This window comes from Leifsonia sp. 1010 (assembly GCF_031455295.1).
Classification (GTDB): Bacteria; Actinomycetota; Actinomycetes; order Actinomycetales; family Microbacteriaceae; genus Leifsonia.
Genome location: NZ_JAVDSL010000001.1, coordinates 81,250 through 100,518, shown reverse-complemented (window position 1 = coordinate 100,518; position 19,269 = coordinate 81,250). Strand labels below are relative to the sequence as shown.

The following is a 19,269-nucleotide window of genomic DNA, read 5'->3' as shown; positions in this document are numbered from 1 at the left end:
GACCGAGGAGAACAATGTCAACCAGATTCGGCAGGCTGGCGCGCGTCGCCGCCGCCGCGCTCGCGGGGGCCGGCCTCGCCGCCGGTTCGCTCGTCGCGACCCCGGCGTTCGCCAGCACCGACGGCACCGGTGTCGTCATCAACGAGGCGTATCTGTCCGGCGGGAGCGCCGGCGCCGCCTTCACGAACAAGTTCGTCGAGCTCTACAACCCGGGGGACAACGCCGTCAGCCTGGCGGGATGGAGCATCCAGTACCGGCCGGCCACCGGCACGAGCGCCTCCACCGGCATCGTTCCGCTGACCGGCTCCATCGGCGCCAAGGGGTATTACCTCGTCGCCGGCGGGTCGAACGGCACGAACGGCCAGGCCCTGCCGACGCCGGACGTCACGAGCGGCGCCCTCAACCCCAGCGGCACCACCGGCACCCTGGTCCTCGCGAAGACCGCCTCGGCGCTGACCCTCCCGACCGGCTCGGTGACCGGCAACGCGGACGTCGCCGACCTCCTCGGCTACGGCACCTCCAACGCGTTCGAGAAGGCGAAGGCCACGGCACCGTCGGGGAACACCGACGTCAAGTCGCTGGTCCGCACGAACTTCGCCGACACCGACGACAACAGCGCAGACTTCACCCTCAGCGCCACCATCACGCCGCAGAACGCCGCGAGCGCGCCCGGCGACCCCGGCGACCCGGGCGACCCCGGCGACCCCGGCACGCCGGGTGACGGCGCCACCGTCCCGATCGCGGAGATCCAGGGCACCGGCGACACGAGCCCGAAGGCGGGCACGACGGTCACCACCGTCGGTGTCGTGACGGCGCAGTACGCGACCGGCGGGTTCAACGGGTTCTACATCCAGACCCCCGGGACAGGCGGCGCAGTCGACCTCGCGACGCACACGGCCTCCGACGCCGTCTTCGTCTACGGCTCGTCCTTCGCCGGAACGGTCGCCGCGGGCGACTACGTGAAGGTCACGGGCGCCGTCAGCGAGTTCAACGGCCTCACGGAGATCACCGCGACCGGCGTGACGAAGCTCGACGCGTCGACGGTCACCGCACCGGTGCCGGCGACGGTCGGACTGCCCGGCACGGCCGCCCAGCGGGAGAGCCTCGAGGGGATGCTGCTCGCGCCGCAGGGCGCGTTCACCGTCACCGACGTGTACGCCGCCAACCAGTACGGCGAGATCGGCCTCGCCGCGGGTGACAAGCCGCTGGTGCAGCCGACCGAGGCGGCGCGTCCGGGTTCGCCCGAGTACGCCGCGGTCGTCGCCGACAACGCGGCCCGCGCGGTCACGCTCGACGACGGCGCATCCACCAACTTCCTGAGCGCGGCGAACAAGTCGAAGCCCCTGCCGTACCTCTCGTTGAGCAACCCGGTCCGCGTCGGCGAGCCGGTCGCGTTCACGAAGCCGGTCGTGCTCGACTACCGCAACAACGCCTGGAAGTTCCAGCCGACCAGCGAGCTCACGCCGGCGAACGCCGACGCGGTCCAGCCGGTCGCGTTCACGAATACCCGCACCGCCGCCCCGGAGAGCGTCGGTGGCGACCTGCGGCTCGCGACGTTCAACGTGCTGAACTACTTCACCACGACGGGCGACCAGCTCAGCGGCTGCACCTTCTACACGGACCGCGACGGCAACCCCATCACGGTCAACAGCGGATGCGACGCCCGCGGCGCCGCCGACGCGACCAACCTGAAGCGCCAGCAGGACAAGATCGTCGCGGCGATCAACGGCCTGAGCGCCGACGTGGTGTCGCTCGAGGAGATCGAGAACTCGGCCCGCTTCGGCGAGAACCGCGACTCCGCCCTCGCCAGCCTGGTCACCGCCCTGAACGCGGCGGCCGGCTCCGAGGTCTGGGCGTACGTGAAGTCGCCGGCGACCCTGCCGGCGACGGAGGACGTCATCCGCACCGCGTTCATCTACAAGAAGGCGAATGCGGTCCCGGTCGGCGACGCGAAGATCCTCGACGACCCGGCTTTCTCGAACGCGCGTCAGCCGCTCGCCCAGGCCTTCAAGAAGGTCGGCGCGAAGGACTCCTCCGCATTCCTCGCCATCGTGAACCACTTCAAGTCGAAGGGGTCCGGCACCGGTGAGGACGCCGACCAGGGAGACGGCCAGGGCGCATCCAACGCCTCCCGCGTCAAGCAGGCCAACGCCCTCGTCGCGTTCGCGAACGAGCGCAAGGCCGCGCTGAAGACCGACAAGGTGCTCCTCATCGGCGACTTCAACGCGTACCTGAAGGAGGACCCGATCAAGGTCCTGACCGACGCCGGTTACGTCGACCAGGTCAGCACCCGCACGGCGAAGGCGACCTACTCGTTCGGCGGGACCGTCGGCTCCCTCGACCACGTGCTCGCGTCGCCTGCGGCGAACGCAGCCATCACCGGCGCGGACGTGTGGAACATCAACTCGGGCGAGTCGGTGGCGCTGGAGTACAGCCGCTACAACTACAACGTCACGAACTTCTACGCGGCCGACCCGTACCGGTCGAGCGACCATGACCCGATCGTCGTGGGTCTTGGCCTCACGCCGAAGCCGGTCACGCTGAACCTGCTGAACATCAACGACTTCCACGGCAGGATCGACGCCAACACCGTGAAGTTCGCGGGAACGATCGAGAAGCTCAAGGCGGAGGCGGGCGACGCGAACTCGCTCTTCCTCTCCAGCGGCGACAACATCGGCGCCTCGCTGTTCGCCTCGGCGACCGCTGGCGACATCCCGACGATCGACGTGCTCAACACGCTGCAGCTGAAGGCGAGCGCCGTGGGCAACCACGAGTTCGACAAGGGCTACGCCGACCTCACCGGACGTGTGAAGGATGCGGCCGACTTCTCCTACCTCGGCGCCAACGTGTACGAGAAGGGCACGAAGACCCCGGCCCTCCCCGAGTACGCCACCTTCGCCGTCGACGGCCTGACCGTCGGCGTCATCGGTGCCGTCACGCAGGAGACCCCGACGCTGGTCTCGCCGGGCGGCGTCTCGTCGCTCGACTTCGGCGACCCGGTGGAGGCGGTCAACCGCGTCGCCGGTGAGCTGACCGACGGCGACCCCGCCAACGGCGAGGCCGACGTGCTGGTCGCGGAGTACCACGAGGGTGCCGGCTTCGGGACGCCGGAGGGTGCGACGCTCGAGCAGGAGGTCGCGGCAGGTGGAGCGTTCGCCGACATCGTCACCAAGACGAGCGCGAAGGTCGCGGCGATCTTCACCGGCCACACCCACAAGCAGTACGCGTGGGATGCCCCGGTTCCGGGAGTGGACGGCAAGACCCGCCCGATCCTCCAGACCGGCAGCTACGGTGAGAACATCGGCCAGGTGAAGCTGACGGTGGACCCGGAGACCGAGACGGTCACCTCGTACACCGCCCGCAACGTCGCCCGCACCACGGACGCGGATGACGCCCTCGTCGCCGCCTACCCGCGGGTCGCCGCCGTCAAGACGATCGTCGACAAGGCGCTCGCCGACGCGGCCGTGATCGGCAACCAGAAGGTCGGCTCGGTGACGAAGGACATCACCACCGCGTACCTCAACGGAGCGCGTGACGACCGTTCGAGCGAGTCGACCCTCGGCAACCTGGTCGCCGACTCGCTGCTGTCCAGCCTCTCCTCGCAGGAGCTCGGCGGCGCCGAGATCGGCGTGGTCAACCCGGGCGGTCTGCGGGCGGAGCTCCTCTACGGCACCGACGGGACCGTCACCTACGCCCAGGCCAACGCGGTGCTGCCGTTCGTGAACAACCTGTGGACCACGTCCCTCACCGGGGCGCAGTTCAAGCAGGCGCTCGAGCAGCAGTGGCAGCGCAACGCCGACGGCACCGTTCCGAGCCGGCCGTTCCTCAACCTGGGACTGTCGAAGAACGTCAGCTACGCGTACGACGCCACCCGGCCGGAGGGCGACCGCATCACGAGCATCGTCGTGAACGGCCAGCCGATCGACCCCGCCAAGTCGTACCGCATCGGGTCCTTCTCGTTCCTCCTGCAGGGCGGCGACAACTTCCGCGCCTTCGCTGCGGGGTCGAACACGAAGGACTCGGGACTGATCGACCGTGACGCGTGGATCAGCTACATCCAGAAGAACAGCCCGCTCTCGCCCAGCTTCGCCAAGCGCGGCGTCGGCGTCAGCGGCGTGCCGACCGGGACGCTCCAGCGCGGCCAGCAGGTCACCCTCCAGGTGTCCAAGCTGAACCTCACCTCGCTCGGCAGCCCGGCGAACACGAAGCTCGACCTCTCCTGGAACGGATCGACCGCGATCGGCTCCGTGCCGGTGGATGCCGCGGGCAACGCGACCGTGACCTTCACCGTCCCGGCGGATGCGGCGGGCGCCAGTGCGCTGGTGCTGACCGCTCCCGATTCGGGCACGACGGTCCGCGTCCCGCTCACCGTGGCGGACGCCCCGACCAACCCGAAACCGGGTACCGACCCGAAAGCGGCCAAGGAGTCGGCGCTCAAGAAGGCGCTCGAGGACAAGGTCACCGTCGACAAGGACACCTACCGCCCGGGTGACACCGTGCGCGTGACGGTCGGCAAGCAGCACGCCGGCGAGTGGGTGTCGGTCTGGTTGTACTCGAAGCCGCAGAACCTGAGCGGTGGATGGGTCCAGGTCCCGGCGGACGGCGTGCTGACGCTCACGCTGCCGAAGGACGCGGACAACGGCCAGCACAAGCTGTCCGTGCAGGACGCGTCCAACAGTGTGATCGGTTGGACCACCCTCAAGATCAAGGCCGACAAGCCGCACACGGGCATCCCGGTCCTCGACTGGCTGCTCGACCTCCTGGACCGCCTGTTCGGCTGGTTCTAGCAGCACCCTGACGGATGCCGGGCACGCGAGAGCGTGCCCGGCATCCGCGCGTTTCGGGCGGCTTCAGCTCTCGAAGTAGAGGTGGGTGTGCAGCCGGCAGCCCGGGTTGAAGGCGGCGCCGCACTCCGGGCAGTCGCCGGTGGCGAGGTAGTCGGCGATCGTCAGCTCGTGACCGCAGACCCCGCACAGCACCGCGCGCTCGTCGCGGCGGTCGGCCGGCCACTGTCGGGCGGGATGATCGGCCGTCTCTGCGTGGCACAGGTGGCACGGGTAGTACTCGCCGCAGCACGCGAACCGGATCGCGATCACATCGAGCGGCGAGCGGTAGTGGATGCAGCGGGTCTCGTCGTCGACGACGGGTCCCAGCACCCGGGGGCGGCCGTTCATCGCACGCCCCTTGCGGAGAGCGCCTCGCCGAGCTGGTCGGCGTGCTTGAGCGACAGGATGAGGAAGGGCACCGCGAAGAAGCGGAGCCCCGGCCGCGCTCCTCGGGCGCGTTGCGCCTCCCGAACCTCGCCGGCCAGGCGCCCGAGCACCGGCACGGTCGTCAGCGCGACCGTCAGCAGCACCGCCGCCCGCTCGGAGTCGAACCGCAGTCGGTCGAGCGGCCGCAGCCCGCGCTCGACAGCGTCGAGCAGGTCGCTGACGCGCGTGGTGAGCACCAGCAGGCCGGCCAGGAGGACGGCGGCTGTGACGCGGGCAGTGTTCGACACCGCCTGTTCCGGTCCGAGGAAGATCAGCTGGGCAGCGATGGTCACGACGATGAGCCAGCGGAGCGCCACGACCTGGCGGGCCAGTTCGCGCATCCCGAGCATCCCGTCGCGCAGCCCCGCTGCCGCGTACGCGACGATCGCGGCGCCGGCGGCGACCGCAGCCGCCCACCAGGTGGAGGGGAGCAGCGAAACGGCGAGCACGACCGCGAGCAGCAGGAGCAGCTTCGGCCCGGCGGGAAGGCGGTGCAGAAAGCCGTCTCCCGGGCGGTAGAGGCTCAGCATGCCAGCGCCGCCTCGTACTCGGCGATGACCTCCGCCGGTCGGCCGACCGCCTCGACCCGGCCCGCCGCGAAGAGCACGGCGGCCTCGCAGCGCTCCGCGAGGGCGAGATCGTGCGTGACGAGCACCAGCCGGTGCCCGGTGTCGGCGAGCAGGTGGTCGGACACCCGGCGGGCGTTGCGGGCGTCGAGGTACGTCGTCGGCTCGTCGGCGACCACGAGTTCGGGCTCGCGGACGAACGCGCCGGCGAGGGCGAGCAGCTGCTTCTGGCCGCCGGAGAGGTCGTGCGACGACCGCTCGCTCAGTGCGGAAAGCCCGAACCGCTCGAGTGCCGCATCCACTCGACGTCGCAGCTCCTCGCGGCTGAGGCGCTCGGGCCGCAGAGAGAACGCGACATCCTCGGCGACGGTGGGCATCACGATCTGCGCGTCCGGGTTGCTGAACACCACGGCGACGCGGCGCCGCAGTTCGGCCGCCTGCCGCACGGGATCGAGGCCCAGGATGCGCGTGACACCCGTCGTAGGCGCGACGAGGCCGGCGAGCAGCCGGGCGAAGGTCGACTTGCCGGAGCCGTTTTCGCCCACCACCGCGATGGTGCGGGCGTCGAGCGCCAGGCTGACGTCGCGGAGTGCATCCACCTGTCCGAGGCGCACGCCGACGCCGTCCAGCCGCAGGGCGGGGACGGCGTCGGAGGCGGCGTGGGCCGCCGGGATGGCATCGGTCACGGGACGCGGGACTCCGCGGGCGCCGACGCGTTCGCCGCAACGTCGGGCTGGTCGTTCACCCAGCTGCGGCGGAACGCGCGGGGGTAAGCGCGCACCAACGTCGTGACGACCGCCGTCGCGATGACCGCCTTGACCAGGTCGCCGGGGACGAAGACGAGGCTCATGAGGGCCGTCGCGTCGAGCGGCAGACGGGTCACCAGGCTCTGCACCGGCACACCGAACAGGTAGACGACGAGGATGCCGCCCACGATCATCCCGAGCAGCGTGCGCCACCAGACGGGGGCCCGACGACCGGCGTGCACGATCAGGCCGATGACGAACGCGCCGGCGATCCAGCCGAACAGGTATCCGGCCGACGGCCCGACGAAAGCGCCGATTCCGCCATGACCGCCCGCGAGGAGGGGGAGTCCGACCGCGACCAGCGCGAGCAGGACGGCCATGCTCAGGGCGCCGAGCCACGGGCCGAGGATGGCGCCCGCCAGCATGACGCCCAGGGTCTGAGCCGTGATCGGCACCGAGCCGAACACGGTGACGCCGGACGGCAGGCCGAGCACGGCGACGAGCGCGGCGAAGACGGCGACGCGGGCGAGGTCGGTCGCGTCGAGGCGGCGGCGAGGGGCGACGGGAGTCGTGGGGGTCATGCGGACATCCTTACCTGAACGGTGTTCACCTGAACGGTGTTCACTATAGTGAGAACGTGGCAGGGAACGAAACCGGACGACGACACTCGCGCGACGATGTGGTGGAGGCGGCCCTGCGCGTCCTCGACGACCTCGGTCTGCCGGATCTGACCATGCGACGGCTCGCCGCATCCCTCGACGTGCAGCCCAGCGCGCTGTACTGGCACTTCCCGAACAAGCAGACGCTCCTCGCGGAGCTCGCCGATCGGATCGTCGCCACGCGGCCCTCCGCCGGCGCGGCCGTCGACGGGCCCGGAGAGGATGCCGACTGGGCGGATTCGGTGCGTGCGGAGGCCGCCGCCCTGCGTGACGCGCTCCTCGCGTACCGCGACGGCGCCGAGGTCGTCTCGAGCACTCTGGCGCTCGGCCTCGGCTCGCCCGACACCGTCGACCGTCTGGCCCGAGCGGTCGCCCGCGGCGGCTTCGATGCAGAGACCTCCCGACGTGCCGCGACCGCGTTGCTGCATTTCGTGCTCGGCCATGTCTCGCACGAGCAGCAGCGCCTGCAGTACGACTCCCTCGGCGTGCTGGCGGCCGGCGACAGCTCACCGCTCGACGAGGACGACCCCGCGGCCGCGTTCGCCTTCGGCGTCGACCTGCTGGTCGGCGGGCTGGAGCTCAGTCGCTCCCGAAGGTGACCTTCCAGCCGCCCACCACGTGGACGGCGAGGTTGAAGAGGGCGGCGAAGATCGCTCCGAGGGCGGACACCACGATCACCTCGAGCAGTGCGACGACGAGCGTGAACGTCATCACGTTCGGGAAGGTCAGACCGGCGACGAGATTGGCGCCCTGCGCCCCCGCGATGTCCTCGAGGAAGTTGCTCGCGGCCGCGACCAGACCGAATCGTTCGAGTGCGCTCCAGATGAGCAGGCCGATGACGACGGTGATGGCCGCGACGATGATGCTGACGAGGAACGACATCTTCAGGGCCGACCAGAAGTCGATGTAGACGAGCCGCATCGTCGCGCGCTTCTTCTGCTTGCTGCCCCGAGACGACATGCTGCCCCTCCCCATGATGCTTCCGCCGTCTCCGGCGTTCCCCATCGGCCAAGTCTAGGGGACGGCTTCTCCAGGCCCGCGCCGGGCGTCACCCGAGAGTCCATACCGATCGTCCGGTTCTGGCGTACAATTAGCATGCATTCCGGCACGGCCGTAGCGGATTGGGGGCGCTGCGGCCGGGTCGGTGCGGCTTCGGGGTGCGGTGCGACGCACCCGTCGCACCGCGCATCTCGCATCCCTTGTCAGGTGGTCGTTCTTCGGGCGCGCGAACGGCGGAACCGTTGGCCCAGGAAATACACCCCGGGCGCTCCAAGTGCCGTTGCAATCACCGCTCGCGACGTCGCATCGATCATCACGAGCACTGCCGCAAGGCCCGCCCCCAGCAGCACCGCAGTGAAGAAGTCCTCAAGGAGGTCGTACACCGACGACTTCTGTCCATCAGCACGTGACGTCATAGAGCAACCCCGGTCCCACGTGCGGAATGTTCAGCTGCAGGCAACGACCCGCACGAGAGGCGTTCGTTGCAGCGTTCTTCACGATCTGAAGCCCCAAGTTCGCCACCGTGGTGCACGCGGCGCCGGCCAAGCCCCCCGCGAGGCACAGGTAGGAGAACATTTGGGCGCTGCTTGCGAAGCTTGCGACCTGCTTGGTCTCGGACTTCGTGTACTTCACCGTTCTCCCCCACCAAAGCCAGCTGACACTGGGATCGGCGACAACGGGAAAGGCGGTCGCCGCGGTGAAATCAACGACCTGTGTCAGGGTGTTCCCCTGCACTTCGTAGTGTGTCGGGACGGAATCACCGTTGGCGTCCTTCGCCCAGGGCGCCGCGATGACGGCGCTGAAGTTTCCGTTCCCATCGCCGATGCTCACCGCACCGCTCGCTTCCAGCCGGAGCGTGTGACCGGCGGGGACACTGATCGGATAGTCGAATCGCTTGGGCGAGGCCGCGCCGCTGATCACAGTGTTTATCTGCACGGTGCCGTCGCGCTGGATCACGGGGACAGTGGTGGATCCGTTGTTGTTGTCGTACGAAACCACACCCGCTTTCTCGGCTGTGGCATCGTTCGCTCTGCTCGCAAACGGCAGACCTATCGCCACGGAAGTCGACCCGGTTCCCAGCGAAATGCCCATCGCGGGGTCGACAGGAATCGCCAGCTGTATGTCCGCGACTGTGGCATTCACCGCAAGCGCGCCAGTCTCTGTTGTCGGCACATTCGCCGCAGTTGCGACGGACGCCGGTGTGGCCTCCGCCACTGCCAGCAATGGATCCGGTGCTTCCGCTGCGTTGCCAGGCACCGCGCCCACCAGAGTGGCCACCACACCACAGACGATGGCCGTTCCCATCCCCGCGAACTTCATCGTTCTCTTCACGGTTTCTCCGCTCATCTACACGACGGCGACAAGCGTGCCCGGGGTCCGACTGAAACGGACCGGGGGACGTCATCGACCCGGAGAAGCTTCGCTCCTCATCTAGCAAGACGCTGATGACGGGGAAGCATGACGCGACCGCGTCGAAGTTCCGCTAGTCCAAGCCGTCAGCGGATGAGCTCGGGGAGGCTGCGAAGTCGCTCGTATTCGGCAGGGGGCACGATGCCCGGCAGCAGCACCGTCCAGAGGTCGCGCACCCGCTCGAGCAGGTCCGTGCGCCGCGCGACGGTCTCCGATACCAGTTGGACGCCCGTGTACGCCGGAACGACAACGCTCGCCAGCATCCCCGGGTCGAGATCCGATCGGAGATCGCCCTCGTCGACCGCCTGGCGGAACAGCGCTTCCGTCGTGCGCAGCCAGTCCTCGTACGGCTCGGTCACCGGCGGATCGAACATCGACACGTCGGTCGTGAGCCGGATGCCGGCCTGCACGACGGGATCGGTCAGCAGCTGGTGCGCGAGCACCGAACTCAGCCGGACCATGGTCTCCAGTCCGGGGAGCCCCTGCTCGACGACCTCGGCCGCGGCGACCATGGTGCGCCGGTGCTGCTCGGTGATGACCGCGCGGGCCAGCTCGTCCTTCGACGGGAAGTGGAAGTACAGCGCCCCCTTGGTCACGCCCGCCTCGGCGGCGATGTCGGCGATCGAGGCGAGGCCGTATCCTCGGCGGCCGAAGACCGCGGCGGCTCCGGAGACGATCGTCCCGCGCGTCACCTGCGCCCGCTCCTGCTTCACCATGATGCGCTCACGTTAACGCACAGTTGCTTTGAGGAGGATGCGACGATTCACCTGCGCGGCGTAGCGTTGCCTGTGCCGGGCCGCTCGCTGCGGGCCGGAAGCACCGCATCCGAGTCGAGGGGAGACCGCCGTGCCCACTGTCGCCGATACCGCCGTCGAGATTCTGAGGGATGCGGGGGTGACGCGCGTCTACGGCATTCCGGGGGACTCGCTCAACGGGTTCACCGACGCGATCCGGCGGAACGACGGCGTGACGTGGGAGCACGTGCGGCACGAGGAGGCGGCGGCTTTCGCAGCGTCCGCAGAGGCAGCGCTGACCGGCGAGCTGGCCGTCTGCGCCGGCAGCTGCGGGCCCGGCAACACGCACCTCATCAACGGGCTGTACGACGCCAACCGCAGCCGCGTCCCCGTACTCGCGATCGCCGCGCAGATCCCGGGAGCCGAGATCGGCAGCGGGTACTTCCAGGAGACGCACCCGCAGGAGCTGTTCCGCGAGGCGAGCGTCTACACCGAGCTCGTCAGCCAGGCGGACCAGATGCCCCGCATCCTCGAGATCGCCATGCGCACCGCTGTTGAGCGCCGCGGCGTCGCGGTGATCGTCGTGCCGGGCGAGATTTTCCTCGCCGACAGTGCGGGCCGCCGCAAGTCGGCGCCGATCACCTTCTCGCCGCGTGTGACCCGGCCCACCGATCCCGAGCTGCAGGCCGCCGCCGACATCCTCAACGACGCGAAGCGCGTCACCATCCTCGCCGGCGCAGGGGCCGAGGGCGGGCACGACCAGCTGCTCGCCATCGCGCAGAAGCTGCAGGCGCCGATCGTCCACGCCATGCGCGGCAAGGAGTTCGTCGAGTACGACAACCCGTACGACGTCGGCATGACCGGCCTCCTCGGGTTCTCGTCCGGCTACCGCGCGATGGAGTCGTGCGACGCGCTGCTGATGCTCGGCACCGACTTCCCGTACCAGCAGTTCTTCCCGTCGAAGGCGAAGATCGTGCAGGTCGACATCCGCGGCGAGAACCTCGGCCGGCGCGTCCCGCTCGACCTGGGCCTCGTCGGAAGCGTGAGGGACACGGTGGATGCACTGCTCCCGCTCCTGAAGGACCGCAAGGACCGCAAGCACCTCGACTCATCGCTCAGTCACTACGCGAAGACGCGCAAGAGCCTCGACGACCTGGCGGTCAACGACCGCAACCGCACGCCCATCCACCCGCAGTACGTCGCGCGGCTGATCAGCGAGCTCGCGTCGGATGACGCCGTGTTCCTGCCGGATGTCGGTTCGCCGGTCGTCTGGGCGGCCCGCTACCTCCGGATGAACGGGCGCCGGAGACTGATCGGCTCGTTCACCCATGGCAGCATGGCGAACGCGCTGCCTCAGGCGATCGGTGCGCAGACCGCATTCCCGGGGCGACAGGTGGTCGCGCTCGCCGGGGACGGCGGCCTCGCGATGCTGCTCGGCGAACTACTCACGCTGCGGCAGAACAAGCTGCCGGTGAAGATCGTGGTCTTCAACAACTCCTCGCTGAACTTCGTCGAGGTCGAGATGAAGGCCGCCGGGTTCGTCAACTTCGGCACGAGTCTCGACAATCCCGACTTCGCGCAGATCGCCCAGGCGGCGGGCCTGCACGGTCAGCGGGTGGAGAAGCCGGATGAGCTGGAGAGCGCGCTGCGGACGGCGTTCGCCCACGACGGTCCCGCCCTGGTGGATGTGGTGACCGCCCGGCAGGAGCTCAGCATCCCGCCGGCGATCACCGCGAAGCAGGTCAGCGGCTTCACGCTGTACGCCCTGCGGACGATCATGAACGGCCGAGGCGACGAGCTGATCGACCTGGCGGACACCAACGTGTTCCGTCGCCTGTTCGACTGACGCGCGTCCGGCGGCCCGTCTCCTCCCGGCTCAGGGTCGCGGCGAGCTCAGCGCGTTCATCCGGATGAACAGCGAGTTCTTCCTGGTGTTCTGGAAGGCAGTGCACCTCCAGCGCCCGTCCGCTTCCCGGACGAACGTGTAGGTCTGCACCTTGTCGCGACGGATGGTCCGCTTCCCGATGCCGCCCTCGGTGAGCACGACGGCGGTCGCGTCACCGAGGAAGCGGATCTCGCGCACGAGCATGGACATCCGCGTTCCTTTCTGCCACTTCTCGAAGACCGGCACATGTCCCTCCTCGATCGCCCTCCGGCCCGTGTAGACGAGCCCGACGTAGATCACGTAGGTCGCGTCGTCGGTGAACTCTTCGGAGAACGCGGCCGCGTCCCCCGCATCCCAGGCCGAGACCATCCTCTCGAGCGAGGCCCGGATGCCGCTGTCGGACTGGACTGACCCCGCTGCCCTGTCCGACGACTACCGCCGGTATCTCGCTGCTGTCGTCACGTTCCATCTCGCCGCCGCCGACGCCGTCGGGCTGGGCGCGACCGACTACCAGGCGCTGAACATCCTCGACCTCGAGGGTCCGCTCAACGGCGGGCAGCTGGCGCAGCGGCTCGGCCTGACCACGGGTGCGACGACACGGCTGCTCGATCGCCTGGAAGCGGTGGGAGCGGCTCGCCGCGTCATCGACCCGGAGGACCGCCGCCGGCTCGTCATCGAAGCGACGGGAACCCTTCCCGACGGATTGGCGCGGATCCTCGGTCAGGTCCGGCAGCCGATCGGCGAGGTCGTCGCCAGCCTGGATGCGCACCAGCTGGCCGGTCTGCAGACGTACCTGCGCGGTGCCACCGTCGCCTACCGGGAGGCCACTGCGGGGGTGACCGGTACCTGACGCGCTAGCCGCTCACCACCGGCAGGTTCTGGATCGTACGTACGGGCAGCGTGAGCACGGCCTCGGGCGAACCGATGCGCGTGCCGTCGGGGGCGGTCCCGGCCGCGGTGGCCCGGTCGGAGATCGCCGCGGCGAGCAGGAGGTCGGAGGCCGTGGTCGTGTAGGTGGCGGAGCACGTCATCCGCTCCCCGGGCGCCAGGATGCTCGCCGGGCAGTCGACGGCGGACAGGTCCGCCTGATCGGACGGCGCAGCGACGGTGTCGGAGACCGTGACGTCGGCGAGCGTGACGTTGCCGGTGTTCGTCACCAGGAACGCGAAGCGGACCTGCTGACCCACCATCGTCACGGCCGCGGTGTCCGAGGTCTTGACCACGCTGAGCCCTGGATCGTCGGCCACCGCGATGGTGACCGTCGAGGCGGAGGAACGGATCGGGTCCGGCGTCGAACCGCCCGGCGGGGTCGGCGGGGTGCCGGAGGCGGTGGCAGCGTCGTTGACGGAGCCGTTGTCCACGTCGGCCTGGGTGGTGGTGTACGTCGCGGTGCACGTGAGCTGCCCTCCGACGGGCAGGGGATCGGCGGGGCAGTCGACAGGGGACAGGTTGCCCGGTGACGACGGCGCGGCCACCTGGTCGTCCACGGTGATCCCGGTCAGCGGGACATTGCCGGTGTTGGTGACCAGGAACGTGTACGGGATCCGTTGTCCCGCTCGGACCACGCTCGTCGTCATGGACGACTTCTCGACGCGGATTCCCGGGAGATCGTTCGCCGTGATCGTCACGCTGGACGGCGGGGAGGCGATCGCCGGCGGGTTCGGAGCATCGGGTCTCGGCGCCGGGACGGCGGTGGCCACGGCCGTGTCGGTGAGCGACCCGTTGTCGACGTCCGCCTGACTGACCTCGTACGTGGCGGTGCAGGTCATGTCCTCTTGCGGCGCGAGCGTGGTCGCCGGGCAGTCCACCGGCGAGAGGGCGGCTTGGACCGCCGGGGCGATCTGGACGTCGGTGACGACGATGTCCGTGAGCACGGTGTTCCCGGTGTTCGTCACCAGGAAGTCGTAGGGGATGCGCAGGCCCGCCGTGAAGGGAACAGTGCTCGGCTGCGCCATGGTCTTTAGCACGGTGATCGAGCTCGTGTGGGTGACGGGGAGCGTTACGGTGACCGGCGGCGAGGCGACCCGCGGCGGGTTGGGCTCATCCGGCGTGGCGGGTGGCGTGCCCGTGGCGGTCGCGGTGTCCGTGACGGAGCCGCTGTCGAGGTCGGCCTGCGTGGTGGTGTAGGTCGCCGTGCAGGTCATGCTGGCGCCGCCGGCGAGGGCGCTCGCGGGACAGTCCACCGCCGAGAGGCCGGCCGGATCCGACGGCGCGGCGACCACATCCTCGACGGTGATGCCGGTGAGCGGGCTGTTTCCGGTGTTCGTGACCAGGAAGCTGTACGGGATCTGCTGCCCGACCTGCACCACGTCGGTGGTGGTAGACGATTTGACCACGTCGATGCCGGAGACGATCCCGAAGTAGTGCGACGGATCGTCGTCGTCGACCCGCACTGCCGCCGGGTCGAGACCCGTGACGGTGCCCGTGTTGGCGTACTGCCCGGCGGTCGCCGTCCCGGTCGCGACGCAGGTGAAGGACGCGCCGGGTGCGAGCGGCCCCGCGACGACGTTGCCTCCGGTGGCATCGCAGTCGATGTCGGCGGCCGCGACCTGGTCGTCCGTGACCGTGACGTCGGTCAGGTCGACGGCGCCCGAGTTCGTGACAACGTACGTCCACTGCACGGCGCCGCCGACCGGGACGAGCGGTCCGGGAGCGTCGTCGGCGTCCTCCGTGTTGGTGGCCTTCTCGATGTGGATGCCGGGCGCCGGCAGCACGGCGAGGTCGACGGTGAACGCGGTGAACGAGTCGGGGATGAGCTCCCCGGCGAGTCCGGCGACGTCGTCACCTGAGGGGCCGTTGCCTCCGACGAGGGCGCCGGCCGCGAACTGGTTCGCCAGCGTGACCGGAGTGCTCGTCAGCCCTGTCGCAGCAGGGTCGGGGGAGGCGGTGTTGTTGTTGTCGGCATCCTCGTTCGGTGTCAGCGCCGGGCTGGATGCGGTGGTGCGGACCACCGTCCCGGCGAGCGGGCCACCCGCCGCGAACATCGCGGCGGGAAGGTGCACGACGTACCGGCCGGCCGGAAGCGACGTCACCGACCAGCGGCCGTTCGCATCCGTCGTCGCCGTGCCGACGACATCCCCGTTCTCGGTCAGCACCTGCACGGCGACGCCGGGGATGCCGTGCTCCCCGCCGTCGAACTTCCCGTCCCCGTTGCTGTCGAGCCAGACCAGGTCGCCCAGCGAGAAGCCCGGCATCAGCACGTAGGGCTCGTTCGACAGCAGTGGCTGGTTCGCGAACGTGGCCGAGAAGATCATGGCCCGGTTCACGTACACGTTGTCGAGGTCGTTGCTGGTCGACACTGCGGGGATGGATGCGCGCACCCGTGTCTGCACACCGAGGAACCCGCTGGAGACGAACCGGACGGCGGTGACCGTGCTGAAATCGGTGATCTCGCCCGCTGTCCGCCAGAGCCCTCCCGGTGCCGCGGGGTTCGCGTTGGACGCGTCGCGCGGATCGTGGACGAGTGTCGCCGGGGGAGCGCTCGAGTAGTACCAGGTGCCCGGCACGGCCCCGGTGGCGCCGCGGAGGTAGGTCGGCGCCGCGAGCGGCCCCGACAGCCGCGCGGTTCCGCTGTAGTCCGATGCGTACTGCGATCGTGCCGAACCGGATGCGGGGTCGCCGTCGCCGTTCCACGGCAGCACGTCGATCACGTCCGGCGGCTGGAAGGCGATCTGCGTCGAGGTGTTCCCCCACTCCAACGACCAGGTGTACGTCTCGCCGCTCGCCACGAACGGCTTGTCGACGCTCTTCGTGATGCCGAGCTGGCCCGATCCGACGATCTGGATCGTCGCCTGCGCCGTCGGCGCGTTCTCCGCGTTGTCCGCCAGCGCCTGCACGGTGTTGACGTGCGTGTCTCCGGGTTGCGCGAGGCTGTCGACCGTCGTGCAGATCCGCAGACGTCCGCGGGTAGCTCCGGGGGTGGGGCTGAAGACGGTCTGGCTCGGCGCGCTCACGATCGGGATGTCTCCGGCGATGAAGGTGACGCGTCGCGTCTGCTGGTCGTAGCTCACGGTCACTCCGGGCGGCAGCAGGTTCTGCGTGCAGACCGAGTCGAAGTGCAGATCGGCGGGGATCGTATCCACGAGCCGCAGGTTCTGCAGCGTCGCCCCGACCGTGGTGCGGCTGATCGATGCCGTCATATCCCAGATGGCGGTGTCGCCGGGGAAATACTGCGTGGGGACGATCGCCTTGGCGACGCCGAGCAGCATCCCCGAGAACGGGATCTGGCGCGACACGGTGCCCCACCCGTTGCCAGTGGCGCCGGTCGGCCACCCGCCGACATTGGTCACGCGCACGCCGGACGGGATCGCCTCGGAGGCGTTGGGGCCGCCGTTGTAGAAGGTCCGGGTCTCGAGCTCGAAGATCAGGTGCGCGGCGAACGGCCCTGTCTCGACCCGGGTCGGGTCGACCGGGCGGATGCGCACCATGTTGACCACGTCCTGCCAGTTCGCACCGAAGGCCGCCGCCGGGTCGGTCGTCCACGGGCCCGGCGCGTTGCGGCAGTCCGTCGCCGCACCCGTGATCGACGACGCGTCGATCGGGTACAGGCCGCCGGTCAACGGTCCGTTCTGGGTCTTCACCTGATTGGGCCCGACCGCGTACTCGATGACGTAGTTCGCCGGGTTCACGTTGGTGCCGGAGGGGAACGTCCCCATCCGTGGCGTGCCCGCGACGAGCTTCAGCACCGAGACGTCGAACACGTCGCACAGCTTGAGGTCGGGCACGGACACCCGGTTGTTGTTCGCCGAGAGGCTGACGAACGACTGCACGACGTCGCCGCCGAAGGTCGGACCGTTGTAGGTGGCGCCGTTGCGGATGTACTGCTTGTTGCCGGTGAGGGAGCCGCACTCCCCGGCGGAGGGGCGCACGCTGCGCACGTCGAGGTTGTTGCCGGTCGCGGTCGTGCCGTTCCATCCCGGCTCGAAGCCTGTGCCGTTGTTGAGGTCGCCGCCCGCCGTCCACGGGTCGGAGTCGATCGCCTCGTTGCGCAGATCGAGGGTGACGTTCGACTGGCAGGGGTCGGCCGGCAGCGTGCTCATCGGGATGAAGAAGCGGACGACGATGTTCATGCGGCGATCGTTGAACCCGCGCTGGTTCGGCGTCGGTCTGATGGTCCACCCGGCCGCAGGCTGGGCACCCATGTCGCACGTGACGGTCGCCGCGTTGGGGTCGGGCTGCAGAGCATCGCAGCTCGTCAGGAGTGCGCCTGGATGGCTGACCAGCCTGTCCTTGAACGTGACGGGCAGATCGAGCCACGGTCCGACATTGTCCGGGCCGGCCAGATCGACGATGTTGAGGAGGTAGTCGACCCGGTAGCCGTTGACCGGGACGCCGTTGACCGTCTGCGTCACGAAGGACGGCCCCCCGAAGAAGCTCTTCTGCAGGTCCCACGTGGGTGCGGCCGCGTTTCTGACGATCGTCACGAGGTTGTTACCGGTGCCGTTCGAGCCTGGTTCGTGGTCCGGGCCGTAGTTCGGCGCGCCGCCGTTGATCACCCAGCGGTCGGTGTCCTGAGCACGGTTCTGGAAGTCGAACGTGCCGGTCGGGTTGGGCTGTCCCGGCTGCCAGGAGGGGTCGATGGCTCTGTTCATGTCGTCGAGGGGGACGAAGATCGTCATGATCATGTGGCCCTCGCCGGTGTCGCTCCCGCGGCCGCTATTGGGCCGGATGCTGAGCTGCCAGCCGTCGGTTCCCTGGACCTCTTCCAGAGGACAGGTCAGCGTCCACGGCGACGACAGCGAGTTGTCCGCGGGTTCGGCCGAGCGGCACTGGGTGATCCGCGCGTTCGGGAACTCGGGCATCACGTCGGTGAAGGAGGCCGGCCAGACCAGATCGCTGGCACCGGCTCCGCGGAGGGTGTCGACGACGTTGAACTTGTAGCGGACGAGGTACCCCGAGACGGCGACGCCGTTGTACGTGCGGATGGTGAAGTCCGGCCCCGCATTGCCGACGCCGGACGGCGGGTACGGGATCTTCTCCAGGTCCCACTGCGCCGTCCCGGTGACCTCGACCTGCGGGCCGTCGACGGTGGCCGACGTCCCGGCGTCGCCCGCGGGCGCGAATGCCGACATCGTGATCCCGGCGTGCGACGGGATGGGCGTGTTCGATGCGAAGCGGTAGGCGAGCTGCAGCGCGGCGACATTCGACGACAGGCTCCCGATGTTGCAGATGACGGTGATCGACCCGTCGGCATTGACGGTGCGTGACGACGGCGGGTTGGCGCCGTTCGCCGCCCCCAGGCATCCAGCCGGGAGCCCGTTCGTTCCCGGCCCGACGAGTTCGAGCTTCGCTCCGTCGGGCGAGGAGACGGTGAAACGGGCGACCACGTTCGGCACCGAGGCCCCGGTCGGGAGTCCGGTCAGGGCGACGGAATAGTTCTGCGACACGGTGTCCATGACGCGCACGATGCAGTTGCCCGGGCCCGAGTCCTTCCCCGGGGCGTCGGTCGCGTCGAACGGCGGGGTTCCCGTGACGGCGAACCCGTCGCATCCCTCCGCGACCGGCAGCCGCGCGACGCTGAGGTCGGCGATCGGCTGCATCCCCGCGTCGATCCCCACGGCCTGCGTCGTCCCGGCGATGGTCAGCGGCGCCGTCACGCCGCGCTCCGGCTGGCCGACCGGAGGCGGCCCGGTGGTGACGAAGTCGTTCTCGCCGGAGGCGGTCGCGGGGAAGTGGAACGCGGCGCTCGCGTCCGCGCGCACGACGAAGGTGCCGTCCGCCACGTCCGGGAACCGGTACACCCCGGCCGCGCTGGTCGTGGTCGTCGCGACGACCACACCGCCCGGAGAGGTCAACAGCTGGATGGGGATCCCGGCTTTCACGGGCTCGGTGCTCTGGTGCACGCCATCCCGGTTGACGTCCGCCCAGACGACGCCGGCGACGAGGCTCCCGGGCGCCGCCGTCGCGGTGGACCCGCCCGTGACGGGGATGGCGATCCCCGCGATCAGCGCCACCACGGTGGCCCAGACGGTCGTCGCGCGAGGCTTCCGCCGCGCCCCTCCTGGATTCGATTCGCTGT

At 69.6% G+C, this 19,269-nt stretch carries 14 protein-coding genes; 4 read left to right on the top strand and 10 right to left on the bottom strand.

Annotated features, from left to right (window positions below):
- The first annotated feature begins 14 nt into the window (after positions 1-14).
- Positions 15-4,787: an ExeM/NucH family extracellular endonuclease gene (locus tag J2Y42_RS00480; protein WP_309853643.1), complete on the top strand. Its 4,773-nt coding sequence runs from the start codon at positions 15-17 to the stop codon at positions 4,785-4,787.
- A 63-nt stretch (positions 4,788-4,850) separates the two neighbouring features.
- Here the strand turns inward: J2Y42_RS00480 and J2Y42_RS00475 are convergent, their stop codons facing one another.
- From J2Y42_RS00475 to J2Y42_RS00460, 4 genes are read right to left on the bottom strand one after another with little or no spacing between them, the layout of a single operon-like run.
- A complete protein-coding gene (locus J2Y42_RS00475; protein ID WP_309853640.1) occupies positions 4,851-5,174 on the bottom strand; it encodes a CHY zinc finger protein in 324 nt (107 codons plus the stop codon).
- Entirely contained in the window at positions 5,171-5,782 is a 612-nt protein-coding gene (locus J2Y42_RS00470; protein WP_309853637.1) for an energy-coupling factor transporter transmembrane component T, read from the bottom strand. The genes J2Y42_RS00475 and J2Y42_RS00470 overlap by 4 nt, the downstream gene beginning before the upstream one ends.
- Positions 5,776-6,504, bottom strand: a complete 729-nt coding sequence (locus tag J2Y42_RS00465; RefSeq protein ID WP_309853634.1) for an ABC transporter ATP-binding protein — start codon at positions 6,502-6,504, stop codon at positions 5,776-5,778. Before J2Y42_RS00465 ends, J2Y42_RS00470 begins: the two co-directional genes overlap by 7 nt.
- Complete coding sequence (locus J2Y42_RS00460) at positions 6,501-7,145, bottom strand: biotin transporter BioY (protein WP_309853630.1); 645 nt, start codon at positions 7,143-7,145, stop codon at positions 6,501-6,503. The genes J2Y42_RS00465 and J2Y42_RS00460 overlap by 4 nt, the downstream gene beginning before the upstream one ends.
- A gap of 101 nt (positions 7,146-7,246) precedes the next feature.
- Between J2Y42_RS00460 and J2Y42_RS00455 the strand changes: the two genes are divergently transcribed.
- Complete coding sequence (locus tag J2Y42_RS00455) at positions 7,247-7,822, top strand: TetR/AcrR family transcriptional regulator C-terminal domain-containing protein (protein WP_309857963.1); 576 nt, start codon at positions 7,247-7,249, stop codon at positions 7,820-7,822.
- Here J2Y42_RS00455 and J2Y42_RS00450 read toward each other — a convergent pair.
- From J2Y42_RS00450 to J2Y42_RS00435, 4 genes are all read right to left on the bottom strand, one after another.
- On the bottom strand, positions 7,803-8,228 hold the full coding sequence (locus tag J2Y42_RS00450) for a DUF3566 domain-containing protein (protein ID WP_309853627.1): 426 nt from the start codon (positions 8,226-8,228) through the stop codon (positions 7,803-7,805). The two genes, J2Y42_RS00455 and J2Y42_RS00450, sit on opposite strands and share 20 nt — an antisense overlap.
- A gap of 197 nt (positions 8,229-8,425) precedes the next feature.
- Positions 8,426-8,605, bottom strand: a complete 180-nt coding sequence (locus J2Y42_RS00445) for a hypothetical protein (protein ID WP_309853624.1) — start codon at positions 8,603-8,605, stop codon at positions 8,426-8,428.
- 16 nt (positions 8,606-8,621) lie between these two features.
- A complete protein-coding gene (locus J2Y42_RS00440) occupies positions 8,622-9,554 on the bottom strand; it encodes a hypothetical protein (protein ID WP_309853621.1) in 933 nt (310 codons plus the stop codon).
- Between the two features lie 164 nt (positions 9,555-9,718).
- The gene (locus J2Y42_RS00435) at positions 9,719-10,348 is read right to left on the bottom strand and encodes a ScbR family autoregulator-binding transcription factor (protein ID WP_309853617.1); all 630 of its coding nucleotides are present in this window, start codon (positions 10,346-10,348) and stop codon (positions 9,719-9,721) included.
- A gap of 130 nt (positions 10,349-10,478) precedes the next feature.
- Here J2Y42_RS00435 and poxB point away from each other — a divergent pair, with 130 nt between their 5' ends.
- Complete coding sequence (gene poxB, locus J2Y42_RS00430) at positions 10,479-12,212, top strand: ubiquinone-dependent pyruvate dehydrogenase (RefSeq protein WP_309853614.1); 1,734 nt, start codon at positions 10,479-10,481, stop codon at positions 12,210-12,212.
- A 30-nt stretch (positions 12,213-12,242) separates the two neighbouring features.
- On the opposite strand, the gene J2Y42_RS00425 is transcribed toward poxB, so the two are convergent.
- Positions 12,243-12,620, bottom strand: coding sequence for an SgcJ/EcaC family oxidoreductase (locus tag J2Y42_RS00425; RefSeq protein WP_309853611.1), 378 nt, complete (start codon positions 12,618-12,620; stop codon positions 12,243-12,245).
- Between the two features lie 19 nt (positions 12,621-12,639).
- Between J2Y42_RS00425 and J2Y42_RS00420 the strand changes: the two genes are divergently transcribed.
- The gene (locus tag J2Y42_RS00420) at positions 12,640-13,101 is read left to right on the top strand and encodes a MarR family transcriptional regulator (RefSeq protein ID WP_309853608.1); all 462 of its coding nucleotides are present in this window, start codon (positions 12,640-12,642) and stop codon (positions 13,099-13,101) included.
- Positions 13,102-13,105: 4 nt separating this feature from the next.
- Here J2Y42_RS00420 and J2Y42_RS00415 read toward each other — a convergent pair whose 3' ends face one another.
- Positions 13,106-19,207, bottom strand: coding sequence for an SdrD B-like domain-containing protein (locus tag J2Y42_RS00415; protein WP_309853605.1), 6,102 nt, complete (start codon positions 19,205-19,207; stop codon positions 13,106-13,108).
- Between the last annotated feature and the right edge of the window lie 62 nt (positions 19,208-19,269).

Coding starts and splice junctions, on each gene's coding strand:
- J2Y42_RS00480 (WP_309853643.1), top strand. CDS start 15: ATGTCAACCAGATTCGGCAGGCTGGCGCGCGTCGCCGCCGCCGCGCTC.
- J2Y42_RS00475 (WP_309853640.1), bottom strand. CDS start 5,174: ATGAACGGCCGCCCCCGGGTGCTGGGACCCGTCGTCGACGACGAGACC.
- J2Y42_RS00470 (WP_309853637.1), bottom strand. CDS start 5,782: ATGCTGAGCCTCTACCGCCCGGGAGACGGCTTTCTGCACCGCCTTCCC.
- J2Y42_RS00460 (WP_309853630.1), bottom strand. CDS start 7,145: ATGACCCCCACGACTCCCGTCGCCCCTCGCCGCCGCCTCGACGCGACC.
- J2Y42_RS00450 (WP_309853627.1), bottom strand. CDS start 8,228: ATGGGGAACGCCGGAGACGGCGGAAGCATCATGGGGAGGGGCAGCATG.
- J2Y42_RS00435 (WP_309853617.1), bottom strand. CDS start 10,348: ATGGTGAAGCAGGAGCGGGCGCAGGTGACGCGCGGGACGATCGTCTCC.
- J2Y42_RS00425 (WP_309853611.1), bottom strand. CDS start 12,620: ATGGTCTCGGCCTGGGATGCGGGGGACGCGGCCGCGTTCTCCGAAGAG.
- J2Y42_RS00420 (WP_309853608.1), top strand. CDS start 12,640: ATGCCGCTGTCGGACTGGACTGACCCCGCTGCCCTGTCCGACGACTAC.